Annotated in this window: 24 protein-coding genes; 11 read left to right on the top strand and 13 right to left on the bottom strand. The window is 59.7% G+C overall.

Translation table 11 applies throughout. The annotated features are described in order from the left end of the window. Positions 1 to 10: 10 nt before the first annotated feature. Genes rfaD through HDF10_RS19185 form a run of 3 tightly spaced genes read right to left on the bottom strand, consistent with a single transcriptional unit; the run spans position 11 to position 3624 of the window. Complete coding sequence (gene rfaD / locus HDF10_RS19175) at positions 11 to 991, bottom strand: ADP-glyceromanno-heptose 6-epimerase (RefSeq protein WP_183816331.1); 981 nt, start codon at positions 989 to 991, stop codon at positions 11 to 13. Then, on the bottom strand, positions 988 to 2496 hold the full coding sequence (hldE, locus tag HDF10_RS19180; protein WP_183816333.1) for a bifunctional D-glycero-beta-D-manno-heptose-7-phosphate kinase/D-glycero-beta-D-manno-heptose 1-phosphate adenylyltransferase HldE: 1509 nt from the start codon (positions 2494 to 2496) through the stop codon (positions 988 to 990). Before hldE ends, rfaD begins: the two co-directional genes overlap by 4 nt. A gap of 60 nt (positions 2497 to 2556) precedes the next feature. Beyond that, positions 2557 to 3624 (bottom strand): glycosyltransferase family 9 protein, encoded by a 1068-nt coding sequence (locus HDF10_RS19185; protein ID WP_183816335.1) that lies wholly within the window; start codon positions 3622 to 3624, stop codon positions 2557 to 2559. A 96-nt stretch (positions 3625 to 3720) separates the two neighbouring features. Here HDF10_RS19185 and HDF10_RS19190 point away from each other — a divergent pair, with 96 nt between their 5' ends. The 4 genes from HDF10_RS19190 (at position 3721) to HDF10_RS19205 (ending at position 7604) form a co-directional block, all read left to right on the top strand. Continuing rightward, the gene (locus tag HDF10_RS19190; RefSeq protein ID WP_183816337.1) at positions 3721 to 5007 is read left to right on the top strand and encodes a GlcNAc-transferase family protein; all 1287 of its coding nucleotides are present in this window, start codon (positions 3721 to 3723) and stop codon (positions 5005 to 5007) included. An 87-nt stretch (positions 5008 to 5094) separates the two neighbouring features. Continuing rightward, positions 5095 to 5682, top strand: a complete 588-nt coding sequence (locus tag HDF10_RS19195) for a DUF4254 domain-containing protein (protein ID WP_183816339.1) — start codon at positions 5095 to 5097, stop codon at positions 5680 to 5682. Positions 5683 to 5847: 165 nt separating this feature from the next. Beyond that, complete coding sequence (locus HDF10_RS19200) at positions 5848 to 6414, top strand: tetratricopeptide repeat protein (RefSeq protein WP_183816341.1); 567 nt, start codon at positions 5848 to 5850, stop codon at positions 6412 to 6414. Between the two features lie 59 nt (positions 6415 to 6473). Further along, positions 6474 to 7604, top strand: coding sequence for a gluconeogenesis factor YvcK family protein (locus HDF10_RS19205; RefSeq protein WP_183816343.1), 1131 nt, complete (start codon positions 6474 to 6476; stop codon positions 7602 to 7604). Between the two features lie 425 nt (positions 7605 to 8029). Here the strand turns inward: HDF10_RS19205 and HDF10_RS19210 are convergent, their stop codons facing one another. Then, entirely contained in the window at positions 8030 to 8818 is a 789-nt protein-coding gene (locus HDF10_RS19210; RefSeq protein ID WP_183816345.1) for a bestrophin-like domain, read from the bottom strand. Between the two features lie 268 nt (positions 8819 to 9086). Continuing rightward, positions 9087 to 10259 carry a dual-specificity RNA methyltransferase RlmN gene (gene rlmN / locus HDF10_RS19215; protein WP_183816346.1) on the bottom strand — a complete coding sequence of 391 codons (1173 nt, stop codon included), beginning with the start codon at positions 10257 to 10259 and terminating at the stop codon, positions 9087 to 9089. A gap of 355 nt (positions 10260 to 10614) precedes the next feature. Here rlmN and HDF10_RS19220 point away from each other — a divergent pair, with 355 nt between their 5' ends. The 5 genes from HDF10_RS19220 to HDF10_RS19240 all read left to right on the top strand — a co-directional run bounded on the left by HDF10_RS19220 (position 10615) and on the right by HDF10_RS19240 (position 14677). Next, complete coding sequence (locus HDF10_RS19220) at positions 10615 to 11931, top strand: M16 family metallopeptidase (RefSeq protein ID WP_183816348.1); 1317 nt, start codon at positions 10615 to 10617, stop codon at positions 11929 to 11931. 65 nt (positions 11932 to 11996) lie between these two features. Next, complete coding sequence (locus tag HDF10_RS19225) at positions 11997 to 12524, top strand: prepilin-type N-terminal cleavage/methylation domain-containing protein (protein WP_183816350.1); 528 nt, start codon at positions 11997 to 11999, stop codon at positions 12522 to 12524. Then, the gene (locus HDF10_RS19230) at positions 12524 to 13159 is read left to right on the top strand and encodes a LolA family protein (RefSeq protein ID WP_183816352.1); all 636 of its coding nucleotides are present in this window, start codon (positions 12524 to 12526) and stop codon (positions 13157 to 13159) included. Before HDF10_RS19225 ends, HDF10_RS19230 begins: the two co-directional genes overlap by 1 nt. Positions 13160 to 13428: 269 nt before the next feature. Further along, positions 13429 to 14151 (top strand): HAD family hydrolase, encoded by a 723-nt coding sequence (locus HDF10_RS19235; RefSeq protein ID WP_183816354.1) that lies wholly within the window; start codon positions 13429 to 13431, stop codon positions 14149 to 14151. Between the two features lie 97 nt (positions 14152 to 14248). After that, positions 14249 to 14677: a (deoxy)nucleoside triphosphate pyrophosphohydrolase gene (locus HDF10_RS19240; protein WP_406706776.1), complete on the top strand. Its 429-nt coding sequence runs from the start codon at positions 14249 to 14251 to the stop codon at positions 14675 to 14677. A gap of 213 nt (positions 14678 to 14890) precedes the next feature. Here HDF10_RS19240 and HDF10_RS19245 read toward each other — a convergent pair whose 3' ends face one another. The 5 genes from HDF10_RS19245 to HDF10_RS19265 all read right to left on the bottom strand — a co-directional run bounded on the left by HDF10_RS19245 (position 14891) and on the right by HDF10_RS19265 (position 21237). Next, complete coding sequence (locus HDF10_RS19245; RefSeq protein WP_183816358.1) at positions 14891 to 16141, bottom strand: Nramp family divalent metal transporter; 1251 nt, start codon at positions 16139 to 16141, stop codon at positions 14891 to 14893. A gap of 164 nt (positions 16142 to 16305) precedes the next feature. Then, complete coding sequence (locus HDF10_RS19250; protein ID WP_183816360.1) at positions 16306 to 17289, bottom strand: aldo/keto reductase; 984 nt, start codon at positions 17287 to 17289, stop codon at positions 16306 to 16308. 28 nt (positions 17290 to 17317) lie between these two features. Next, positions 17318 to 18856 (bottom strand): GMC oxidoreductase, encoded by a 1539-nt coding sequence (locus HDF10_RS21265; protein ID WP_221271911.1) that lies wholly within the window; start codon positions 18854 to 18856, stop codon positions 17318 to 17320. Then, positions 18853 to 19929 carry a CgeB family protein gene (locus HDF10_RS19260; protein WP_183816362.1) on the bottom strand — a complete coding sequence of 359 codons (1077 nt, stop codon included), beginning with the start codon at positions 19927 to 19929 and terminating at the stop codon, positions 18853 to 18855. The genes HDF10_RS21265 and HDF10_RS19260 overlap by 4 nt, the downstream gene beginning before the upstream one ends. A gap of 30 nt (positions 19930 to 19959) precedes the next feature. Beyond that, complete coding sequence (locus tag HDF10_RS19265; protein ID WP_183816364.1) at positions 19960 to 21237, bottom strand: magnesium transporter MgtE N-terminal domain-containing protein; 1278 nt, start codon at positions 21235 to 21237, stop codon at positions 19960 to 19962. 227 nt (positions 21238 to 21464) lie between these two features. Here HDF10_RS19265 and HDF10_RS19270 point away from each other — a divergent pair, with 227 nt between their 5' ends. Continuing rightward, positions 21465 to 21905 carry an ATP-binding protein gene (locus tag HDF10_RS19270; protein ID WP_260178023.1) on the top strand — a complete coding sequence of 147 codons (441 nt, stop codon included), beginning with the start codon at positions 21465 to 21467 and terminating at the stop codon, positions 21903 to 21905. A gap of 14 nt (positions 21906 to 21919) precedes the next feature. After that, entirely contained in the window at positions 21920 to 22267 is a 348-nt protein-coding gene (locus tag HDF10_RS19275) for an STAS domain-containing protein (protein ID WP_158945525.1), read from the top strand. 75 nt (positions 22268 to 22342) lie between these two features. Here the strand turns inward: HDF10_RS19275 and HDF10_RS19280 are convergent, their stop codons facing one another. The 3 genes from HDF10_RS19280 to HDF10_RS19290 all read right to left on the bottom strand — a co-directional run bounded on the left by HDF10_RS19280 (position 22343) and on the right by HDF10_RS19290 (position 24646). After that, positions 22343 to 22927 carry a LemA family protein gene (locus tag HDF10_RS19280; RefSeq protein ID WP_183816366.1) on the bottom strand — a complete coding sequence of 195 codons (585 nt, stop codon included), beginning with the start codon at positions 22925 to 22927 and terminating at the stop codon, positions 22343 to 22345. A 124-nt stretch (positions 22928 to 23051) separates the two neighbouring features. Continuing rightward, positions 23052 to 23843 carry a TPM domain-containing protein gene (locus HDF10_RS19285; RefSeq protein ID WP_183816368.1) on the bottom strand — a complete coding sequence of 264 codons (792 nt, stop codon included), beginning with the start codon at positions 23841 to 23843 and terminating at the stop codon, positions 23052 to 23054. 122 nt (positions 23844 to 23965) lie between these two features. Further along, positions 23966 to 24646, bottom strand: coding sequence for a DUF4142 domain-containing protein (locus HDF10_RS19290; protein WP_183816370.1), 681 nt, complete (start codon positions 24644 to 24646; stop codon positions 23966 to 23968). Positions 24647 to 24732: the final 86 nt, after the last annotated feature.

The raw sequence follows: 24732 nt of genomic DNA on the forward strand, positions 1-24732 counted from the left end.
AACAGAACTGCTATGACGCGGGCTCCTCGGCGAAGGTTTGTTTTACGCCGTCCTCGAGGGTGGTGAAGGGCGCGGTGTATCCGGCGGCGCGGAGACCTGAGATGTCTGCCTGGGTGTAGTGCTGGTAGCGGTTCTTGAGATCGCCCGGGAATGGGATGTATTCGATGTTGCCCTGGCCGTGAACCTGCATGAGCGCCTGGGCGACGGCCTTGAAGGTGCGGGCTTCGCCGGTGCCGGCGTTGACGACGGCGTGGATGGGCTTTTTGGGACTTTCGGGGAGGAGGCCGGCGAAGAACATGTTGATGCGGGCGAGGTCTTTGACGAAGACGAAGTCGCGGCGTTGTTCGCCGTCGGCGTAGCCTCCTGAGCCCTCGAACATGCGGATGGAGCCGGTGTCTTTGAGCTGGCCGGTGAAGTGGTGGATGACGCTGGCCATGCGGCCTTTGTGCTGCTCGCGCGGGCCGTAGACGTTGAAGTAGCGGAGACCTACGACGGTGCACTTCATGTCGTGAAGATGGCGTCGGACGTAGTTGTCGAAGACGAGCTTGGAGTAGCCGTAGACGTTGAGGGGACGCTCGTTGGCGGGGAGTTCGGTGAAGCTGGTGCTGGCGCCATAGACCGCGGCGGTTGAGGCGTAGACGAGGGGAACTTTGCGGTCGAGTGCGAAGTGCAACAACTCTTTGGAGTAGGTGAAGTTGTTGTCCATCATGTAGCGGCCGTCGTCTTCAAGGGTGTTCGAACAGGCGCCCTGATGGAGGATGGCGCGGATTCTGGTGTTCTCAAAGTCGCCGGCTTTGAGTGCGGCGCGGAACTCGCGCTTGTCCATGTAATCGGCATATTCGGCTCCGGCGAGGTTGAGGAACTTCGGGCCGGTGAGGTTGGGGGCCGGAGCGAAGTTGTCCACGAGCAGGATGTTGCGCTCGCCTGCGCGGTTGAGCTGGTGGATGAGATTGCTGCCGATGAAGCCTGCTCCGCCGGTGACAATGATCACTGCTTAATCTCCTCGCTCGTGGTGGGATTTGCCGTGAGCTTTTTTACGATGTTGGTGGTGGAGAAGCCTTCTACGGTGGGGACGATTTCGACTCGTCCTCCGTAGGCGATCACATCTTCATGGCCTACTACGGTCTCGACGGTGTAGTCGCCGCCTTTGACCAGGACGTTGGGCCGCAGGGCGCGGATGAGTTCGAGTGGGGTGTCTTCTTCGAAGAGAACGACGGCGTCGACTGCGGCCAGGGCGGCCATGACGCGGGCGCGTTCTCGCTCGGAGACGATGGGGCGGGTTGGGCCTTTGAGGCGGCAGACGGAGGCGTCGGCGTTGAGGCCCAGAACGAGCTTTGAGCCGAAGCGGTGGCAGTCTTCGAGCAGGGTGATGTGACCGACGTGGAGGAGGTCGAAGCAGCCGTTGGTGAAGACGATGGTCTCGCCGGAGGAACGCCACTCGGCTACACGGAGTTTGAGGCGGTCGAGGTCGAGGATCTTTTCTCCGGCGGTGAGTCCGGAGCTGGGGGTGAGGGCGGCTACCAACTCGTGCGCTGCAATGGGGACGGTACCTACCTTGCTGACTACGATTCCGGCGGCGAGGTTGGCGAGTTCGACTGCGGTTTCAATCTGCAGTCCGCCTGCGATTCCGGTGGCGAGGGTTGCGATGACGGTGTCGCCTGCTCCTGAGACATCGAAGACCTCGCGGGCGCGGGCGGGTGAGTGATAGATGCCTGGGTTGCCTTCTGACGGTGGCCTAAGGACTGTGATTCCCTTCTCGCTCATGGTGACGGTGAGGAATTTGAAGTCGTGTTCGGTGACCAGGGCCTGGGCGGCGGCGAGGAGTTCATCGGTGTGGTGAGAGGGGATGCCGGTTGCTGCGGAGAGCTCGCCAAGGTTGGGACAGACGGTGGTGGCTCCGGAGTATTTGCTGAAGTCGGGAGTCTTGGGATCTGCGAAGACTGGAATGCCTGCGCTGCGTGCGGCGCGGATGACAGCTTCGCAGAGGGAACGGGTCAGGGCACCTTTGGCGTAGTCGGAGAGGACCACTGCGTGCACCTTTGCGACGAGTTCGACGGAGCGCTCCTGAAGGCGCTGGGCTTCGACTGCGGGGACCGGGTCGCGGCTTTCGATGTCGAGGCGAAGGAGTTGCTGCATGCGGCCGACGATGCGGGTCTTTGATATGGTGGGGAGTGAGCTTGAGACTACTCCTGCGGTGTTGATACCCGCGCGATCGAGGATGGCGGCTAATTCGGCCTGCTCGGAGTCTGCTCCCCAGAGGCCAGCGAGGAAGGTCTGACAGCCGAGGCCGGCGAGGTTCATGGCTACGTTGGCTGCTCCGCCTGCGCGCTCGTATCGCTGGGCGTGACGGATGACTGGGACTGGAGCTTCGGGGGAGATGCGCTCGACCTCGCCATGGATGTAGCGGTCGAGCATGATGTCGCCGATGACGAGCACCTTGAGTTGGCTGAAGCCGCCCTCAAGCAGGTTCAGGATCGAATGAAGTTCGGGCAGCATGAACGAAAAAGATCTCCTCGCGACATCATCGCATCTTTGCGTGACGATGCGTGCTCTCGGTTAGCCGAGGATGACGCGAACCTCGGTGATCACCTCGTCGACGGTGATGGAGGTGAGGCACTTCTTTTTTTCGACGATGCAGGTTTCGAGGCCGCAGCCCCAGCAGTCGGTCTGGTGGTAGACGACGCGATGCTGCTCGCCGTAGGGAAACCAGACGCGAGGCTTGTTGCGGGCGGCGAAGATGGCAACGCAGGGGGTTTGGACGGCCGCGGCGAGGTGCATGGGGCCGCTGTCGTGGCCGATGAAGATTTGGGACTGGGCGAAGACGGCGGCGCTCTCGCGCGGAGTGAGGACTCCGCAGAGATTGATCACCGGATTAGTGGAGTTCTGCTGCCAGCCGCTTGCCGCGAAGTTGCTGGCTTCGACCTCTTCGGGGGCTCCGCAGAGGGCGAGTGCATGGTTGGGATAAAGAGCTGCGATGTGTTGCAGGAGTGCGCGCCAGTTTTCCCGGCCCCAGTCTTTGGATTGGACTTTGGTGCCCACGCTAACCGCTATGACGGGCAGACCTGCGGCTGGGGCAAGAACTTCTTTGGCTCGGGCGTGCTCGGCGGAGGTGAGGCGAAGGTCCCAGCTTGCGGGGCTGTCGAGTTGAGGGTCGCCCAACTCGGCGAGATTGCGGGTGAGGCGCGCTCCCTCTGGTTCGAGAGCCTGAGTGAGCTCCTCCCAACGGTTCTGCTGCATGTCTTCGGTGAGGGGAACACCGATGAGACGTTTTATTCCGCAGAGACGGAAGAACTTTTCGTCGCGGCGTGCCGACTCGACTCCTCGCGCTGACCCCATGTAGACCAAGACCTCTGGGCGCCAGCGCAGGAGTTGCCACCAAAGGGTGACTAGTTCGCGTGGGCTGCGCATACCGACGATGTAACGGAAGTAGCCATTGACTAGGCCACTGTTCTCGAGGATCGCTGCGGCGGGCGGGGCTTTGACGTTGACGGGGAAGTTGGTGAGGATACGGCGGTCGGCCTGTGGAAAGGCGCGAGCGACGAGGTGGAGGGCGGGGAGTGCGATGAGGGTGTCGCCAAGGCTGCCGAGGCGGTAGATCAGGACCCGTTTGGGGGAGGTTGCCATTGTCTCTGTCTAGTCTGCTTGCTTCCGGCAGTTACGGCAAATAGGACGAAAGGGGGAGGAGGAGCCTGTTAGCCTGATCGGGCGAGGAACGTGGGTTTGAACGAAGCGAACCATCTGATCTTTGTCTCAATCGCTGCGTATCGTGATCCGCAGCTGGTTCCCACCATGGAAGACTGCATTGCGAAGGCTCGCCACCCGGAACGACTGCGATTTGGTATCTGCTGGCAACACGATCCGAAGGAAGATACGCTTCCCTTTCGCAATGACGACTGCTTCAGAATACTTGCCGTTGACTGGCGGGAGAGTAAGGGGGCCTGTTGGGCGCGGTCTGAGGTGATGAAGCTCTGGCGGGGCGAGGACTGGTTTCTGCAGGTGGACTCGCACTGCCGGTTTGCGTGGGATTGGGATGCGAAGCTTGTCGACGAGATGGGGCAGACAGGAAGCGCGAAGCCTATCTTGAGCACGTATGCTTCGCCTTTTACGCCTGATGGGGACGAGGTATTGGTGGATGGGCCGCTGCAGATGGTCTTTCAGGGATTCACTGAGGACGGCATCCCTCATATGAAGCCAATGGCAATTGCGGACTGGCAGAACCTGACGAAGCCGCGACGGGCGCGATTTCTTTCGGCGGGATTTTTGTTTGCTCAGGGGACGTTTGTTGACGAGATTGGATACGATCCTGAGTTGTATTTTCTGGGGGAGGAGACGGCGATGACGCTGCGCGCCTTCACCAGTGGATATGACCTGTTTCATCCGCAGGAGACGATCGTCTGGCACGACTACGGGAGGCCGACCGCGCCTAAGCACTGGGGCGATCACATCGAGAATACTGTGGACAAGACCGGTCACGTGTGGCATGAACTGGACTCGCGCAGCAAGGAGAAGGTGCGACGGCTGCTTGCAGGACAGCAGGTGGAGAGCTACGGGCTGGGATCGGCGAGGAGCCTTGAGGAGTATGAGGTTTATGCAGGACTTTCGTTCAAGCTGCGCAAGGCTCAGGATTACACGGTGCGGGGTGGGGAGCCGCCTAATCCCGAAGCTGCTGCCGACTGGGCCGGACAGATATTTCCGTGGATGGTGCGGATCACGTTTGATCGCGCGGCTCTGCCTGCTGCGGCTCTCGACGATCCTGAGTTCTGGTATGTCGGGGTTAAGGATGAGAGCGGCGCTGAGATCTATCGTCAGGATATTCCGCAGTTGCAGCTTGCCAAGCTTCCGAGCGGCGAATCGAAGATCGTTCTGGTTTGCGAGTTTGAGTCGGGCGCGATTCCGGCAGCATGGGCGGTGTGGCCGGTGAGCCGCTCGCTGGGATGGCTGAAGAGGATTGAAGGCACCCTCAGCGATGAGGATTATGCGATCGTCCTCGAAGACGACACTGAATAAAACTTCCGGCTTAGCTGTCGCAGTGGCTTCGAGTGGTTACGACCCTGACCGCTACTACTGATAAAGTCTTTGGTTGTGAGGAGGCCTATGCTCGATGCACTTTTGATAACGCGGATGCAGGACGAGATGACGGCGGCCTTGCATGAGACGGAGAACGAAGTGAAGTTTGAGACTGGCGCTGATGGGTTGATGGCGCTGGCGATGGCGCAGCACCGGGCCAACTTCGAGCTCTGGCATGAGGAAGATAAGGCGCGGGTACCCGGGGTGCCTGATGCGGAGATCGTGCGGGTGAAGCATGCGATCGATAGGTTGAATCAGCGACGGAACGACCTGGTGGAGAAGATGGACCTGTGGCTGATAGAGCGGCTGGAGCAGGATCCGGTAGCTCCCCTGCACTCGGAGACGCCTGGGCTGATGATCGATCGGCTCTCCATTCTGGCGCTGAAGATCTACCACACGCTGGAGGAGGCGCATCGGGCGAGTGCGACTGAGGAGCATCGCTCGCGCAATGTGGGGCGGTTGGCTCTGCTGGTGGAGCAGCGGGAGGATCTGGCAGGCTGCCTGGATGTGCTGTGGAACGAGGTGCTGGGGGGCACGCGACGGTTTAAGCTCTATCGGCAGATGAAGATGTATAACGACCCTGAGTTGAACCCGGCGGTGTATGGGCGGGGATAACCGTTGCAGTGTGATCGCACGATAGAGACGGGCTTCAGTTGCACTGCACTGAGGTGGGGTTGACCTGACGGCCAGGTCTGCGTATAAAACCGACACGAGAACAAACCGAATGAGCACCCGTTAGAATGGGAGAGCTCAGAAACGCCTTAGGCGACAGGAATGACGATGGCTCAGACAAAGACTGCAACTGTACCTACTGCAACAAAGCGTGCTCCACGCACACTCGCTGGAACCATTCCTCAGACAAACGACAATGCGCGCGCGCAGCTGGTGGCTCACTATGAAGTTGCGCTGCGGCTGATGCAGGAGGGCAAGTACGACAAGGCCCACGCGGCGTTCGACAAGATGCTGGCCGCCGGGGCAGGCGAACTGAGCGACCGCGTCCGCATGTACTCGACGGCCTGTGCTCAGCAGATGACCAAGGGAAAGAATGCCTTCTCCAACTGCGAAGAACAATATGACTACGCCATCTCTCTGCTGAACGACGGACACTACGAAGATGCCAAGGAACACTTCCACCTGATCCTGAAGGAGAATGACAAGGCGGACTATGCCTTCTACGGTCTGGCGGTGCTGGCGAGCATGACGGGTGACTCGCATCACTGCCTGGAGCATCTGACCGAGGCGATCCGACAGAATCCGCGGAACAGAATCCAGGCGCGGGCTGACTCGGACTTCCAGGATATGGCCGACGATCCGCGCTTTACGGAGCTGCTGTATCCCGAAGCATAACTACGAACTTGCTCCAGGCCCACTGCGCTTCGTTTAGGCTGGTGTAGGAGAACCTGCGCATGTCGCTGCGGAAGCTGACCGAATCGAAAGAGAAAGACCTGCGCGTGGTTGCCATTGGCGGCGGCACAGGGTTGTCTACGCTGCTGCGGGGGCTGAAGCGGTACGTGGTGACTCCGGACCGGAGGAGAGGGATTCGTCTGGGAGAGTCTGCGCGGGTTGAGCGGGCTCCTACGCCACCCTGCCCTGAGGCGCACTGCATCATTCGGGAGCTTTCCGCGGTGGTGACGGTCACTGACGATGGCGGATCGTCGGGGCGTCTGCGCGAGGACTTCAAGATGCTTCCGCCGGGGGACATCCGGAACTGCATGGTTGCGCTCTCGGAAGATGAACATCTGCTGTCGAAGCTGTTTCAGTATCGCTTCGAGCATGGCGACCTGCAGGGGCATAGCTTCGGCAATCTGTTTGTGGCCGCGCTCTCGCACATTACGGGGGACTTTGCGCAGGCGGTGCAGATGTCGTCGCAGATTCTTGCCGCGCGGGGGAAGATCTTCCCTTCTACGAATACGAACGTGACCCTGGCGGCGGATATGGACGATGGGTCGCTGGTGCGCGGGGAGACCAACATCACGGCGAGTAAGCGCAGTATCGTGGAGCTGCGGCTGGAGCCGGAGACTGCCGACCCTCTGCCGCAGACGCTGGAGGCGATTGCGAACGCAGACCTGATCACGCTGGGGCCGGGGTCGCTTTACACTTCGCTGATCACCAACATGCTGGTTCGCGGCATCCCGGAGGCGCTGGCGGCGTCGCGCGCAACCAAGGTGTTTGTGTGCAACCTGATGACCCAGGCGAACGAGTCGCTGGGGCTAACGGCCTCTCAGCATATCGAGAAGATCATGCAGCATGCGGGGAGCGTTAGGGTTCCTATCTTTGACTATGCGTTGATCAACACGGGGCAGATCTCGGCGGTACGGCTGGAGCAGTATGCGCGTGAGGGTCAGCAGCCGATCGTGGCGGACCTGGAGCGCGTTCGGGCGCTGGGGGTGGAGCCGGTGACGGGCAACTTTGTCCATGAGGGCGATGTGCTGCGGCATGACTATGACCTTCTGGCGGAGCGGTTGCTGGAGTTGGGGATGGAGCCTCCGTTGGCGGTTGCGGGTGCGGGGCAGGTACTCCCCCCTCCCCGTACTTAGTGTGTACAAAGTCTTCGAAGATAAGGATTTAGGTCTGGACTTCTCCTTGTTTAGGGGTGAAATGAGATGCCCCGGCTTTTTGGCCGGGGCATCTTTTCCTTCTCTATCCAGTATAGCGAGTGGGGGGGAACTCATGCGCCACGCGTATGTGCTTGGCAGGCAAGGGGGTTGGGGTTTTTGGGGGGTTGACAGGAAAATGAGGCTTGGGCTTCGGCGCAGTCATACCTACATGGAACAGGCTGGGTGGGGCGGCAAAAGCGAAATACGGGGGTCTCTCCACTACGCTGTTCACGGTGAGGCTGTGAACAGCTTCGGTCGAGATGACGAATTTGGGGTGGGATGGGAACAGCAAACGCGAGAACTGTCCGGTTGATTGTCTGCCCCCACTTTAGAAGCTGTCTAAAGAAGGTGTCGTGCCGGACATATTATCTGCCAAGCTTCATCAGCTGTTCGTAGACGCGCTCCAGAGGCTCCGGGCTCACGCTGATCTTTCCTCGAAATGGATTGTCCATGGCCGCCACCAGAAAGATCATCAATCCCAGGAGCGCCGAGAGGATGATGGTCATCCAGCAGTGCATGCTGAGGCTCTCCAGCGCAAAGAACCAGGTAAGAGCGATGCTGAGCAGAGCGCCGACCAATACCAGTGTCCACAGCGGGCCGGAGAGTCCTGCTGTCACACTGTCGAGCCTTGCTCGCCGGTTTTCCACGAGCAGATCGAAGTGGTGATACGCCTCTCCCTGGACAACTCGTTCCCCACTCGTCGTAGGATCGAACTGCAGAAAATCGGTTTGGAACTTCGACAGGATCGCGCTCGCTCCGGTGGGGATGATTCCCTGTCGCTGCTGCGGCCAGCCGACGTCGATGACTTGACGGGTATATTGGCGGAGGTCCTCTTGCAGCACGCTGCGCACCGGATCGGGATAGCCTTGAAGGTCGCGGTACAGAACGCCCAGAGCTGTCGCTTCGTGATCGACCCTTCTCTCTACATCGGAGTAGGTCGTCCATGTACCGACGGCAAGCAAGCCTAGCGTGATGCCATAAAAGACGGTGACTGCGGCGAGGTAGAAGCCGACGATGTCGTTATGGGATTGGCTGCGGTGGAGACGGCCAACCCATCTTCGCGTGGCGAAGAGACCCGCTAATCCAAAGGCGACAAAAACCGCTACGGTCAACAGTCCAAAGAGCCAGTTCGGAATGTCGTAGATCCAATACATTCGCAATCATCCTTCAGAGCTGAGGGGTTGTGACGCGAGTCTTTCATGGCAGCATGAAGGCGTCAAACCTTCTAAAGATGGATGTCCTGCCGGACGGGCCCACTGCGCGTGGGGCGGGCGTTCGCACGCCTTTTTAGAGCTTCGCGTGGTCCTCCCGTTGGTCGGAATGAGCGTAATTCGCGACCATCGGGAGCGCCGGGCGAAGCGGTATACACGTCACGAAGTGACCGCGCTCCGCGCAGGAGGCCCGTCCGGCAGGACAGCGTCTTTAGAGGGTGGCGATCTCGACGAGGGGTGGCTGCTCGAGGGTGCGCTTTAGCTGGCCGCAGGCGGCGTAGATGTCTCGGCCGCGGGGCTTGCGGATGAAGGCGGGGATGCCTGCGTCGCGGAGACGCTTCTGGAAGGTGCCTACGTCCTGCGGGGTGGGCTCGTGGAAGGGCATGTCGGGGCCTGAGTTCCAGACGATGAGGTTGATTTTGGCGCTAAGGTTTTTCAGGAGCGCGATGAGTTCGTCGGCGTGCTGGCGCTGGTCGTTGATGCCCCCGAGGAGGACGTACTCGAAGGTGACGCGCTCGCGGGGGCGCAGCGGGACGGCGGCGATGGCCTCGAGGAGCGCGGCGATGTTCCACTTGCGGGTGATGGGCATGATGGACTCGCGGACGACGTCGTTGGAGGCGTTGAGGCTGACGGCCAGCTTGGGGCGGATGGTCTCGCCGGCGAACTGCTCGATGCCGGGGAGGATGCCGGAGGTGCTGACGGTCATGCGGGACTCGGGGATGCTCATGGGGCCAGCTAGGAGCCGGACGGCGTCCATGAAACTGGCGTAGTTGAGGAAGGGTTCGCCCATGCCCATGAAGACCAGATTGATACGGTCGCGGCCTACTTCGACCTTGTGGCGGTTGAGGACGGCCGCTACCTGGCCGGCTATCTCGCCTGGGGTGAGGTTGCGGCGGATGCCCAGCTTGGCGGTAAGGCAGAACTGGCAGTTGACGGCACAGCCTACCTGGCTGGAGATGCAGATGGTGGCGCGCTTGTAGTCGTCGTCATCGTGAGACGGGTGCTCTTCTTCCTCGGCTGCCTGGGTTCCGTCGCCGCGCTCGCCTCCGTCGCCTCCTGGCATCCAGACGGTCTCGACAGTTTCTCCGTCGGCCATGCGGACTAGATAGCGTTCGGTGCCGTCGATGGAGCGGGCGGTCTGGAGGAGCTCGGGCAGGCCGACGGTGTGGCCTGCGTCTTTGAGTGCCTGGCGGAGAGCTGCGGGGAGGGTGGTGATCTGGTCGAGCGAGGGGGTGCGCTGGGCGTAGAGGGCCTCGTAGAGCTGGCGCGCCCGGTAGGCGGGCTGGCCGTGGTTCTCCATCAGACCGGTCAGCTCATGGAGGGAGGCGCCGAAGAGCGGTTTGTCTTCGACTTTTGGATTAGGTAAATTTTCTATGTCATTCATTTGTAAATACTTAAATATTTTATGATTCCAGCACATGAATCTGGCTGAAAGGGACGAGCGGTTTGGGCAGGATCGAATTCGTCGGGATCCTTCGCTCCGCTCAGGATGACGGCAAAGACTTTAGGATGTCGGCAAAAAACTGTTCGCTTCTAGTTGCAACGGCCAGTTTGCTCCGGATAGGAGGACGTCGCGCGGCCTAGATTGATAGCAAAGGCTTTAGATAATTGGTTGATAACAAAGGCTTTAGATCCATCGAAGCGTAGAGCTGAGCCGGAGCATCTATATAAGTCTACTCCGTTAGGTGGAAAAGATGGCGCGGGTTGGGCTGTGAAACAATGGAGTCTGAAGGAGTCTCATGTCTGTAACGCTAGTAGATGATGCCGCAATTACGAAGACTGCCACGCGCAACATCAGGAAAACTGTGTTGTCGAATGGCCTGTTGGTACTGACCGAGAGCATGCCGCACGTTCGGAGCGTCTCGATGGGGGCGTGGGTGGGCTCTGGTTCGCGGGACGAGACGGCTGGGGTGAACGGGGTCTCGCACTTCGTGGAGCATATGGTGTTCAAGGGTACGACCTCGCGGTCGGCGCAGCAGATTGCCCGGGAGGTGGATACGATCGGGGGCAATCTGGACGCGTTTACCGGGAAGGAGACGGTCTGCTTCAACATCAAGGTGCTGGATGAGAATGTGGCGCCGGCGCTGGATGTGCTGTCGGACCTGGTGCTGCACCCGACGTTTGCTCCTGAGGATGTGGAGCGCGAGAAGGGCGTGATTCTGGAAGAGATCAAGATGGACGAGGATAACCCCGACTATCTGGTGCATGAGGTGTGGACACAGAACTTTTGGAAGGGCGACGCGCTGGGCAGGCCGATTCTGGGGACGGCGAAGACGGTTTCGAGCTTCGATCAGCAGACGCTGCTGAACTTTTATGCGGGGCAGTTCACTCCGCGGAATATGGTGTTTTCGGCGGCGGGAAACCTGGAGCATGATGCGTTTGTGGCCCAGGTGGAGCGGGAGTTCGGCTCACTGGCGGCCAGCGGGGACAGCGTTCCTGAGAAGGTGGCGGCGCCGAGGGCTACTCCGCACATTACGCTGAAGAGGAAGAAGTCGCTGGAGCAGGTGCAGCTTTGTCTTGGGATGCCGGCGCCTCCGGTGAACGATTCTCGGCGGTATGTGGTGTACCTGATGAACACGATGCTGGGCGGCGGGATGAGCTCGCGGCTGTTCCAGACGATTCGCGAGGATCGGGGGCTGGCGTATTCGATCTACTCGGAGATGAACCCGTTCCGGGATACTGGCTCGCTGTGCGTGTATGCGGGGACCTCGGTGGACAAGACGGAGGAGGTGTTGCAGCTTACCCTGCAGGAGTTGCGGCGTCTGAAGGAAGAGACGGTCAGCGAGGTGGAGTTGAAGCGGGCCAAGGACCAGCTGAAGAGCAATATGGTGATTGGGCTGGAGAGCTCGGGCAGCAGGATGGCGAATCTGGCGCGGCAGCAGATGTACTTTGGGCGGTTTTCCGGCGTGGATGAGATTATGCACGAGATCGAAGCGGTATCGACGACCGACGTGCAGGAGTTGGCGCAGGAGCTGTTCAGGCCGGAGACGATGGCGTTGACGCTGCTGGGAAATCTTGGCACGATGAAGATCGAGCGGGAAGATTTGGCCTGCTAGGTCTCGCTGCTGATAGAGTTTGTTCGGTGGTAGAGATACAGAATTGCCGAGGATTGATAAAGACAATGAATTTACGGGACCGATTGCGCGCAGGGCTTGAGGGACGACCGAACGAAGACGGATTTACGCTGATCGAGCTGCTGATCGTGATGTCGGTGATGCTGATCCTGATGACGCTTGCAGTGCCACAGCTGTTGAAGCTGAGGAAGCAGGCGCAGGAGACCTCGGCGGTGCAGTCTTTGAGGACGATCGGGCAAGCAGAGTTGCAGTATAACTCGGCTTATCCGGCGAATGGATTCTCGTGCTCGCTGGCTACGCTGGGTGGGGATCCGAAGTCGGGCGCGCCTACGTCACAGTCGGCGCAGCTGATTACGCCGGATCTGGCGAGCGGGCAGAAGGCCGGGTATACGTTTGCCATCACCAATTGCACGAAGGTGACGGTGAACAATCAGGATATGTATACCTCGTTTGAGATTACGGCGGTTCCGAACTCGATTGGGAAGACCGGCGACCGCGGCTTCTGTACGGATGAGAACAATACGATCCGCTATGACCCGGCGGGTGGAACCAACTGCACACAGCCCATTCAGTAATGTTGGCGAGGGCTCTGCTGTTCGCGTCGTTTTGCTGCGCTCCGCTGCTGGTTGCGCAGGAGAACGACGCGTTGGTGCGTAAGGTGGATGACCATTACAACCATCTCAGTTCCCTGCGGGCTCATTACACGGAGAGCTATGCGGGGATGGGGATGAACCGCACGGAAGAGGGCACGCTGCTGCTGAGGAAGCCGGGGCGGATGCGGTGGAGCTATGCTGCTCCGGTGGGCAAGGTGTTTGTGCTGGATGGGAAGTTTGCTTGGTTCTACACGCCGGGCGATGCGCAGGCTACACGGGTGCCGGCGAAGCAGTTGGATGATCTGCGGTCGCCGTTGCGGTTTTTGCTGGGGCATACACAGTTGAAGAAAGAGCTCGATGGCCTGGCTGTGGTGGCGGATGGGAGCGGGTTCCGGATCTCGGGTGTGCCGAAGGGGATGGCGCAGAGGGTGAAGCTGCTGTCTCTTTGGGTGACTGCGGGCGGGGCGATTGAGCGGATGAAGCTGGAAGAGGTGGATGGGGCGGTGACGGAGTTCGCGTTTACCGGGATGCAGGAGAATGTTCCGGTGAAGGATGCGGACTTTGCGTTTGTTCCACCAGATGGGGTGAGTGTGGTGGAGGGGTTGCCGCCGATCTAGTTATGGTGGGGATGTCCTGCCGGACGGGCCTCCTACGCGGAGTGCGGTCACTTCGTGACCTGTATACCCCTTCGGTCGGCGCTCCCGTTGGTCGCGACTTGAGATTCGCGCGGAATCAAAAAAGCAGATTAAAACCAGATGTAAATCGAGTTAGCGAAGCGGGATAAGACGAGTTTCGCTGAGCAGACGGTAGTAAAATCATGACAACCTTCAAGTCGAATTTGTCGTGGAACGCGCGTGCGAGATGCGCAGAAAAGTAGAGATAGATTGTGAGCCATGTTGTTTCAGTGAGTCGCCTGAGTACCTCGGAGTTTCATTCGGCTGTTGCTTCGCTCTCCCCTTCGGTTGCGGTCTTTGATTGCGACGGGACTCTGTGGTCGGGGGATGCCGGGTCTTCGTTTATGACGTGGACTATCGAGACGGGGCTGGTCTCGCGTGAGATGACGGACTGGATCGATTCGCGATATCGCGGGTACCTGAAGGGTGAGGTGTCTGAGGTGGCCATCTGCGGGGAGATGGTGCAGATGTACCAGCGGCTGCGCGAAGACGAGATGCGGCGGGCAGCGAAGAACTTCTTTGCCAGCCAGATTGAGCCGAATATCTTTGGCGAGATGAGGGAGTTGGTGGGGGAACTACGTGCGAAGGGCGTGGAGATCTGGGCGGTGAGCTCGACCAATAACTGGGTCATCGAAGAGGGAGTTAAGCGCTTCGGGATTCCGGCGGAGCGAGTGCTGGCGGCGCGCGTTCAGGTGAAGGACGGCGTGGTGACGGACGTGATTGTGGATGTCCCGACGGATGAGGGCAAGGTTGCATCGCTTAAGCGGGCCGGGGTGACGGCACCGGATGCGGTGTTTGGAAACTCGATCCATGACGCGGCGATGCTGGCGATTGCGAAGCGGGCGTTTCCGGTGAATCCTAGCGCGGCTTTGGTGGAACGGAGCGCGCAGGAGGGTTGGCCGGTTTACTATCCGGCGACGGTGCGACCGGCCTAAGTAAAGTGAATAGAAGCTTTTAAGCTGCGGATATCGTCTAATCTGTAGTCAGGTGAGAGAGCCGATTCGCAAATTCGAAGAGCATGTTGAGTCCGCAGTGCAGAAACCGCTTCGATTAGTGGTGGCGGCGTTGATTTTGCGTGGGGATGCGGGTGAAGGCGGGCGGGGGCTGGAGGTGCTGATCTGTCAGCGCAAGCCGGACCAGCCGATGAGCCTGAAGTGGGAGTTTCCCGGGGGGAAGATCGAGGCTGGTGAGACGTCGGAGGGTGCTCTGGCTCGCGAATTGAATGAGGAGTTGGGGATTACGGCTACCATTGGCCAACGGGTGGCTCGGGTGAGGCACAAGTACCGCAATGGCGGAGCGATCGATCTTCAGTTCTTTGTGGTGCGGGAGTTCGATGGTGCGCTGGAGAACCGGATCTTTAACGACATGCGCTGGACGCCTTTGACGGATCTGCCGGGGTACGATTTTCTGGCTGCTGATCTTGGGTTGATTCGGGATCTGTCTGAAGGCAAGTTGCTGTAAGGCGGATTTTGCGTTGAGGCTACTGAATTTGGGCAAAAGCAGATTCCTCCCCCTTCGACTACGCTCAGGGTCAGGATGACAGCAAAGACAAAAGCACAGCACAGCAAAGCCAAGAACAAAAGCAAATACGGGGGTCTCTCCGCTGCGGCGGCAAAAGCGCCTTCTCCGGTCGAGATGGCGTAGTTTTTACGGTTGGATAAGAAGAAAAACGTCCTAGCCATGAAGCGTGTTCCAAACCAGGATGAGTGAGAGCGAGGTGACGATGATGACGGTCGTCCAGGCGATGATGTTGAACCAGCGCTTGTTGGTGTACTTGCCCATAAGGTCGTGCTTGTTGATCAGATTCAGCATGAAGACCAGGACCAGGGGTAGGAGAACGCCGTTGAGCACCTGAGAGAGGATGCTGAATTTGACCAGTGGGAAGTTCGGGATCAGGACGATGGCAGCGCCGGCAAAGAGCAGCACGCTGTAGAGCCAGTAGAAGAACTTCGCTTCGCTGAAGCTCTTGTCCAGACCGCTCTCGAAGCCGAGGCCTTCGCAGACGGTGTAGGCGGTGGAGAGGGGTAGGATGGATGCGGCGAAGAGGGACGCGTTGAAGAGACCAGCCGCGAAGAGAATGAAGGCGTACTGACTGGCCAGGGGCTTCATCGCTCCGGCGGCGTCGGAGGGGTCGGCGATGTGGCGGATGCCGTGGGTGTAAAGGGTTGCGGCACAGGCGACGACGATGAACCAGGCGACGATGTCGGTGAAGATGGAGCCGATGATGACATCCAGCCGTGTGGCCTTGTACTGGCGGACGCTGACGCCTTTTTCGACGATGGAGGATTGCAGGTAGAACTGCATCCAGGGAGTGATGGTGGTGCCGATGACGGCGACGGTGGTGTAGACGTAGTCCTTGTTGGACCAGACGTTGCGTGGGGGGAGCTTGACGGTTTCGACGAGGGCGAGGTGCCAGTCCGGGCCGCTGAGCACTCCGGTGATGATATAGGCGATGTAGAAGACGCTGGCGATGAGGAAGATCTTTTCGACGCTCTTGTAGTCGCCTTTGACGACGAGAATCCAGACGATGAAGGCGCAGACGGGGACGCTGGCGTACTTGGAGATGTGGAAGAGCTGCATGCTGCCGGCGATGCCGGAGAACTCGGTGATGACGTTGGTGAAGTTCACCACGATGAGCAGGATCATGATGACGAAGGTGATGCGGAGGCCGAACTCTTCGCGGATGAGGTCGCTGAGGCCTTTGCCGGTGACGACGCCCATGCGGGCGCACATCTCCTGCACGACGATGAGGGCGAGGGTGATGGGGATCATCGTCCAGAGGAGGGTGTAGCCAAACTGCGCGCCTGCTGCGGAGTAGGTGAGGATGCCGCCGGCGTCGTTGTCCACGTTGGCCGTGATGAAGCCGGGGCCGAGCACGGCGAAGATGAGAATGAGTCGGGTTCTCCAGGTGCGCCAGGGGCTCATTACTGATCCTTGTGTGGACAGGTGTGGTGGAGATGTGTGCTGTTTTGAGGAACCTATCGGCTCGCCTCTATCAGGTTAGCTCATCTTGATGCCTGGGGTGGGAAGAGGGGGCGATCCTTTTGAGGCGGTATCCAGGTTGCATCGGCTGGGGCTGCTGATGCTGGCTATAGCTGGTTGCGTTCGGTTTGTACGAGGCGGTGGAACTCTCTTGCGGGGGCTTCCAGGGTGGGGTCTTCGGCTGTCTTCGCGTTGGCTTGAATGTGGAGAGGATTTTTTGAGGAGAAGAGGATGATGCTTTTGGGATTCATGACGAGCGCGGCTTTGAGCATGAGGTGGGCTAGGTGGTCGGGGTTGCTGAGGTCTGTGTTCGTGGATGCGGACCAACGCTGGCAGAGCTGTTTGTTTTGGGATAGTGTGCGATGCAGCGAACGGAAGTTTTCGGTAAGGGCGCGGTGATGGATGCGGAAGGGTGATGGCGGGGGGGGCACCGCTTGGGGGTCTACCTCGGGATTTAAGACGGACCACTCGTACTGCAGGGTGCGGCAGTAGGCGGGATGTTCGGCGAGGAGGGAGGGGATCTTGTCGGCGCTGCTACCTATGCCGAAGGAGCCGATGGTTCCTTGCTGCACTTTCTCTTCGAGAAGGCTTAGGAGGGCTTCGTCCCGTAGGTCGGCGGCTGTTGCTTCGTGAAGCAGCCATAGGTCGATGTGGTCGGTGTGCAGGGCGGCGAGGCTGCGTTCGAGGGAGGCTTTGGCCTGCTGCGGGGTGAAGGTGGCCCTCTCGCTGGTGCGCGTGGCGGCGCTGGCGGCTTGCGCTAGACGGTGCTTCGCGCTGGGGACGGCTTTGAGGATGGGTCGGGCTATGTGGCGGGCTAGCGATATCAACGGGGATTTTTTTGCCGGGGGGATACCGTACTTGGTGGTGACGGTGACGTGGTCGCGGTGGCGCTGTAGGAATTCTCTTAGACAGCCTTCGGCTTCGCCGTAGCCGTACATGGGGGCGACGTCGAAGTGGCGGATGCCTGCGTCGTAGGCCGATTCGAGGAGGTCGAGGGAGGCGCGGCGGCCCATTGCGCCCATGAGGCTGGAGCAGCCGAAGCCCAGGCGAGTGGTGGTGCAACCGGTGTCTCCGAGTGCAATCTGCTCCATGGTTCTCCGTTTTGTTTTCCTGAAGAGCTTAGCCGAGATGGTCGCTGAGGCGCAGGGCCAGGGCGAGGACGGTGTGGGTGGGGTTGGAGAAGCCGGAGCTGGGGAAGACTGCTGAGCTGCAGATGTAGGTGTTGGTGAGGCCGTGGAGGCGGAGGTCGGTGTCGACGATGCCGGTGGCATCGGAGGGGGACATGCGCATGCCGCCCATGTGGTGGTTGCTGTCGTCGCAACGGGCGAGGAAGTTTGGGCTGCCGGAGAGTAGGTCTTCGTTAGGGAGGATGCTGGCTAGGCCGGCGAGGGCGCGCTGGGCGATGAGGACGTACTGCCGGATGGTGGCCAGTTCCCTCTCGGAGATCTGCCAGTCGAAGCGGATTCGCAGGAGGCCGAGGGGATCGCGCTGATCGGTGAGGGTGATGCTGCTGCGGGAGGTTGGCTCCTGCTCGCAGTGGACGCGGAGGAAGATGCGGACCTCGGGTGGGCTGTAGGCGCGGCGCTGGACCTTGTAGCGCCAGCCCTGGTGGACGAGCATGGGGAGATGATTTGCTGTGTGTCGGAGGTTGTCGCGGGTTACTTCGCTGAAGCGTCCGCGCATGAGGTTGCGGATGGTTGATTTTGCCTGACCGCGGGCTTTGCCGGTGTCCTCGAAGGACATGGTGGAGCCGATGTTGAGGGTGCCGTGGGCGGCCTGTGCTTGCGGGAGGAGGCGGAGCTTGGGGAGATATTTGAAGCCGTGGGCGAAGATGGGATCGAAGGTGTCATGGAAGCGCTTGGGGTCGAGCGGTTCGATGGCGGCGGCGTTGCAGTCGATGTGATCCTGAAAGTGCTGGCCTAGGAGGCCGGAGCGGTTCCAAGGTAGGCCGCCGGGGCGAGCTTGAAGGAAGAAGCGTGAGCTCTCGATTCCGCCGAGGGCGAAGATGTAGTTGGGCGCACGGAAGATGGCTCCGATGCCGGTGAGGGTGCGGCAACGGAGGCCGGTGGCGGCGGTGCCCTCGGTGATCAACTCGACTGCGCTGGCGTGAAGCCAGAGGTGGATGTTGGGGTGCTCCCTGAGGGTTTTGTGATGGAGGCGGGCGAAGTTTGGCTCGGGACACCACCGCGAGAGGTAGGTTTCGAGGTCTTCGAACCGGGTGAAGGGCAGGTTGAGATCTTTCCAGACCTCAGCGTCGCTGCGTTCGACTTTGGCTAGCCCCTCGAGGGTAAGAGCGCGCTCGTAGAAGGAGGTCAACGTGGACTTTGGGAAGGGCCAGCCGCTTTCGGGGACGCCGGGACGGGGGGTGAAGTCGTGGGCGTCGAGTTCGAGGATCTGACCTCCCCAGCGGACTGTGGTTCCACCTTTCACGCGAATGCGTCCGGTGTGGATGCCGCGGTGGGGGAGACCGGCGATCTCGCTGTCGTAGAGGGCCTGCGACGAGTCTTCGCGAGTTGCTCCGCCGCCTTCGAGGAGGAGGACTCTTTTGCCCCTGCGCGCGGATTCTACGGCGAGGGTGATGCCAGCGGCTCCTGCGCCGACGATGCAGAGGTCCGCGGCGAGGACGGCAGGCGACTCGTGGAGGAGATCGTGAATCACCGACTGCCTGCGTGCTCTGTTTTGGCGAAGGGCTTCAATTTTTCGATGATTGATTGGGCGCGCTCGACGATGAGCTCGACCTGCCGGTCGTTGTAGTAGCCGTCGCGTGCGGCGCGGATGCAACCTGCTACTGCGATGCGGTTCCGTGCTTCCTCGTCGGGCAGGTAGCGGCGGATCTTTGCGGCCAACTCTTCGAAGCCGGTGAAGAAGACAGCTTCTTCGTCTTCTTTGAAGCGCTGCATGTGGCCATCGGAGCGCTCGGCGAGCAGGAAGCCTCCGCATCCGGCGATCTCGAAGCTCTTGTGCACGAACTCGTCGCAGTTGGAGTGGGTGATGAAGCTGAGATTGATTTTGGATTTCCAGATGCCTTCGCGGTACTCGTCGCGAAAGAGTTCGCCGCCGTTGAAGAGGGCTTTGTAGGCGCTTGGCTCCATGGCGCGGCCCCACTGGCGGGGGTTGCCGGAGATGACGACGGGAAGGCCGCAGTCGCGCCAGAGCCGGGTCAGGGTTTGGGCGCGGTCGTCGTAGGGGGTGCCGATGAAGGAGACCTCGCGGTTTCTGTTGGCGTCGGACCAGCCCTCCTGCGGCGGGAATTGCAGCGTAGGTTCGTAGGCGGTCTGAATCTTGATGACGTCGCGCGCGCCTCGCGATTTGTAGTCAAGGATGTTCTTGTCGCGCTGGACGACATGCAGGTCGTAGTGGGGGATGTCCTTCATGTACATGCGCCAGCCTGGATCCTGGCGGGTTCCGAAGGGGTTGTCGATCATGTAGCTGACCGTCGCGATGTTCATGGCGCGCATTCGGTCCAGCGTTCGAGGCCGGATGTAGAGGAGCTTGTCTGTCCAGAGGACGTCAGGTTTTTCGGCTTCTGCGATTCTGATGAGATCACTGTTGAGCCGGGTTACGGAGGGTCCCAGGACGAGGCGCTGATTTACCTTGCGCAGGACGGGATTTCTGGATTCGTAGTCGAAGACATTGAACGGAATGACCTGATGGCCCAGGCGCTCCAGTGCCCAGAGGCGATAGAGGGAGGTATCGTTTGGTGAGAGGCCGGTGGCGTACAGAATCTTCATGCGATGCTGCGTTTCCTTTTTGTTCCTGTTCTAGTGGCTCGCCCGCAAAAGGGCAATCACCTGTTCGGCGTGAATGACACCGGCGAGATGCTTTTCGTTGTCGATGACCGGCAGGGAGCGCAGGTTGTACTTGTCGAAGAGTTCGGCTACCTTGCGGCCGTTGGCATCAACGTTGCAGGTGACGAGATGGCTGTGAGGGAGATCCGTCAGGGGCGTGCCGGGCGAGGCGAGCAGGAGCTGGACCAGCGGAACCAGAGCGATGATCCTCTCCTCTTCGTCGAGCAGGTAGATATCGGTGATCATGTCGATGTCGCCTTCGTAGTCACGTAGTGCGGCGATGGCGTGATCGACGAGGGTTGCGGATGGCAGGGCTATGTACTCGGTCGTCATGCGGCCAGCGGCGGAGTTGCCGGCGAACTCGAGCAGGTCTTCGACCTCCTGGCGCTCCTCGGGGTCCATCTCCTCGAGGATGGCTTCGGAGCGCTCGTCGGTGAGTTCGGAGAGGAGGTCGGCGGCGGCGCCGGGGTCCATCTCTTCGACGATGCCGGCGATCTGCTCGGAGTCGAGTGACTCGATCAGCGCCTGCTGCATCTTCGGCTTGACCTCCTCGAGGGCCTCGGCTGCAACCTCCTCGTCGAGCGAGACAAAGAGGGCGTGGCGCTCGGCGGGGGCAAGTTCTTCGAGGATGTCCGCGATGTCGGAGGGATGCATCTTGGAGAGGCGATCCTGCTCGATCTTAAGGCGGACGCGGCGGGCGGGGTCGCGGTCGATGAGGTCGACGAAGTCCCATGGGATGACGCTGGCACCGAAGCGGGAGGAGATACGGTCGACCGAGGTGGATGGGAGGCCTTTGAGGAGGCGGCGGACGGCTCCTCGCATACCGACCTCTACCTCGGCGATACGCAACGAGAGGTCGGGAAGGTCGTCCTGGATGTTCTCCCATACCAGGTCGACATCGTTGACGCGGACAACCTTGTGACCGTGCACGTCGATGATCTGCTGATCGAGAAGATCGCGCTCGAGCAGAAGAAAGCTCTCATCTTCAGGCAGTTGAGTGGGTTGCGCGGACTCACGGAGCTGCATGGTGCCGTCGGGACCGAATTCGAGCTGGGAGATCAGGACCAGAGAGGGCTTGTCGGTGCGCTTGGACGAGGCCAGTTTGAGCACGATTCCGTGGATATGGGCCGCATCGACCGAAGGCGCCACGGCCAGCTCGCGCACGTGGCCCAAGGTGGCTCCCTGGGCGTCGGCAACGGCCGATCCCATGAGGGCTGAAACGCTCGTCCTTTGATTGGCGTGCCTGGTCATAACGGGTTTGCGCTCTCAAACATAACCTGTAATCGCATGTTAGCCCACCTTGAGCACGATAAGTTGCCGGAAAGAGCCGGTCTGGTCAACCCCTGGGGCCCAAAAAGAGTCTGAAATTACAGAAGAAGATGGGGGTAACCTTGACATTCAAGAGATCCACAAGCAAACTGCCATCATCGCTGTTGTCTGACGTTGACGACTGGCATACCAGCACTGCAAGGACTGCTTTGGCCGATTCAACGACTATGCGCGCCAGCTACACATTGGACTCGTCTCTCGACAGCGTCAACAAGATCGAGCAGATCGGAGAGCAATTCGCTACAAAGGCGGGGTTCGATGAAGATACGGTGCCCCACATTGCAATGGCGGTGCGCGAAGCCGCTGTGAATGCGGTGCTGCACGGGAACTCGTACGATACCAGCAAGCATGTGGTTGCCTCGTTCGAGACGACCTCCGAGTCGCTGATTATCCGTATCTCGGACCAGGGCCCAGGGCTCGATCCAGACAAGATTCCCGATCCCCTGGCTCCGGAAAATATCCTCCGCGGCTCGGGTCGCGGTATCTTTCTCATCAAGGCTTTCATGGATGAGGTAAACTTTCGGCAGTTACATCCGGGCACGGAACTGACACTGATCAAGCATCGAACACCCGCGCAGTCGGGGACCTAAGGAGAACACTAGACATGAGCATGAAAGTAAAAACTCGCCAGGTGGATGGCATCACCATTCTGGATCTCAGCGGACGCATCACCCTTGGCGAAGGCAGTGTGACGATCCGCGACGCCGTGCGCGATGTTCTGGCGAAGGGTTCCAATAAGATTTTGCTCAACCTTGGCGACATCAGCTACATCGACAGCTCGGGCATCGGCGAGCTGGTTAGCGCGTTTACCACCGTCAAGAACAGCGGCGGCGAGCTGAAGCTGCTGAACCTGACGAAGAAGGTTCACGACCTGCTGCAGATCACCAAGCTCTACACCGTCTTCGACGTCAAGGACGATGAGGCAACCGCGATCTCTTCGTTCACCAAGTAAATCGAATCTCACGCAATAAAAAAGCCGCCGCGGAATGCGACGGCTTTTTTATTGGGCCAGGTCAGTTCGCTTCGTCTACTTTGAGAAGTCGACCTTCGGCGCCACACTGTTCTCTGGGTTGCCCTTGAAGTACTCGTCGCGGTAATGAAAACCGGCGATGTTGGCCCAGATGCTTTGAGGAAACTGTCGAACGTAAACATTGTAATCCTCAAGAGTCTTGTTGTATCGCTGACGTTCGACCGCGATACGATTTTCTGTTCCGGCGAGCTCATCTGTAAGACGGGTGAATTGCTCGTTACCTTTCAGGTTGGGATACTGCTCCTGTAGACGGAAGAACGGTCCCAGGGCCACGTCCAGCTTGGCGTTGGCGTTGATGTTGGCGGCGTGGTCGCTGCCTGCGGCGAGGACACCGGCGCGGGCGTTGGCGATGTTGGTCAAAATTGTTGATTCTTCGGCGACATAGCCCTTCACCGATGCGACGAGATTCGGAATAAGGTCAAGGCGGCGCTGCTGTACGACGTTGACCTGCGAGAACGCCTGATTGACGGCCTCATTCTTCTGTACCAGCGTGTTCTTCGCGCCGATGTAGCTGCCTCCTACAAAGAGCAGAACGACGATGAGAAGAGCTACAACACCAAGCACAACCCATAAAGATTTCATGTTTCCTCAATTCCCTTCGTCTGAAGTTTCGATGTTCCCGACAGGTGGTGTCTCCGGCTGTACTTTATCACTGTAACCGGATTTCTTTGTCTAACTTTGCAGCAACGTGGTTATATTCAAGTCTTCAAAAGTCTCCACTGGCACCGCCGCCTCCTGAACTTCCGCCTCCAAAGCCGCCAAAGCCGCCGCCGCCGCGGTCGTCATCGCGTCCTCGGCCGCCTCCGAAACCACCGCCTCCGCCCCCCATCAGATTTCCCAGGAGGAAGAAGATGAGGCCGGTATTACCGGTTTTGACCAGGAAGAAGAGGATCAGCAGGATCACTCCGCCACCGATGACGACCTCTGTGAGATTTAGTTGAACGGGCTCCTGCTGGCGGTGGTATTGATGAACCGGCTGGGCGAGGTTCAGGGTGACGCCAGCATCGGTCGCGATGATTCGAGCGATCTGCGTTACCCCGAGTGGGATAGCGGTGTTAAAGTCGCCCTGGCTGGCCGCGGGAACCATCGAACGGCCGATGTCGCCCACTTTGGCGTCGTTGAGAATGCCCTCCAACCCGTAGCCGACTTCGATGCGGTAGCGCTTTGGGGTGTTGGTGGAGAAGAGCACGAGGACGCCCCGGTCAGTCCCCTTTGCGCCAACTTTCCATTTATCTTCAAGCGCCGTGGCAAACTCTTCGATCGACTGGTCGCCATCGAGGGTTTTGACGGTAACGACTGCGATCTGCGCATGGGCCTGACGGTCAACCTGGGTGCAGAGGTTTTCGAGGTTGGATTTGGTCGAGGGAGACAGGACGCCGGCGAAGTCGTTGACATAGCCGGTAGGGGCCGGAAGCGTGGCCACCGACTCCGCTGTCACCACGAGCGACGGCGCAAAGATCAAGAGGACGACGGCCAGCCATCGCGAAAGATAGTTCATCGATGGCCATTCTACCCCCTGACGGTTTCTGCGGTTGATGAGTGTGGAACAACAATTTGGGTTACTTGCAAAAAAAGAGGGCGCACATGGCACCCTCGACCACCTGAACCGAGGAGCAAACGTTAGGAAGTAGGACTAGTTGATTTATTGGGGGCGTGTTGCGGCATGGGGACGCCTCTGCCGCGGGCGAGTTTATCGACCATCACGCTGTGTTCATGGATGACTTTCGTCGCATTGGTGACTGCGGTCTGCAGAGTCGGGTCGGTTGTGCTGGCCGCCTCCTGGCGAAACTCGTGCAGGTCCTTGTGGTGGTCCTTCACCATGAAGGACAGGTACTCCATATCGAAGTCGTTGCCGGATAGTCCGTTGAGTTTGTCGTACTCGGCCTGATCTTCCTTATTCAGATTTGTTGGCAGCCTCACGCCCATGGAGTCAGCGATGGGGGCCATATCGTTGTTGAGCCGGGTGTGGTCGTCGACCATCTTCTGGCCAAAGGCTTTGACATCGTCGCTGCTTCCCTTCTGGGCCGCGAGTTGGCCAAGCTTGACCTCGGCCATTCCTCCCTGTGCGGCTTTGCGGAGGAAGATTTTGTCCTTCATGGTCTGGCCGACGTCTCCGGCGTTTGTGGCGGAGTCCTGTATGGAAGTTGCTGAGGGAAGCGCTTGCTGCGCTCGGTTGGGCTGCGTCTGTGAGGCTGGGGGAGTCATTGGATCAGACTGCGCCAGAACAAATGTGGGAGAGAGAGTTGCTGCACAGAGGATCAGGATTCGATGGATTCGGTTGCATGCTGAATTTGGTTTCATGATTGTGCTCCAGTGCGGACGACTGTCTTAGTCGTGCCTATCTCGGTCGTGCCGCAGATGTCCTTGTCAGTGTTGGGTGTATTCGG

The sequence above is a fragment of the Tunturiibacter empetritectus genome, from assembly GCF_014201375.1.
GTDB lineage: Bacteria > Acidobacteriota > Terriglobia > Terriglobales > Acidobacteriaceae > Edaphobacter > Edaphobacter lichenicola_D.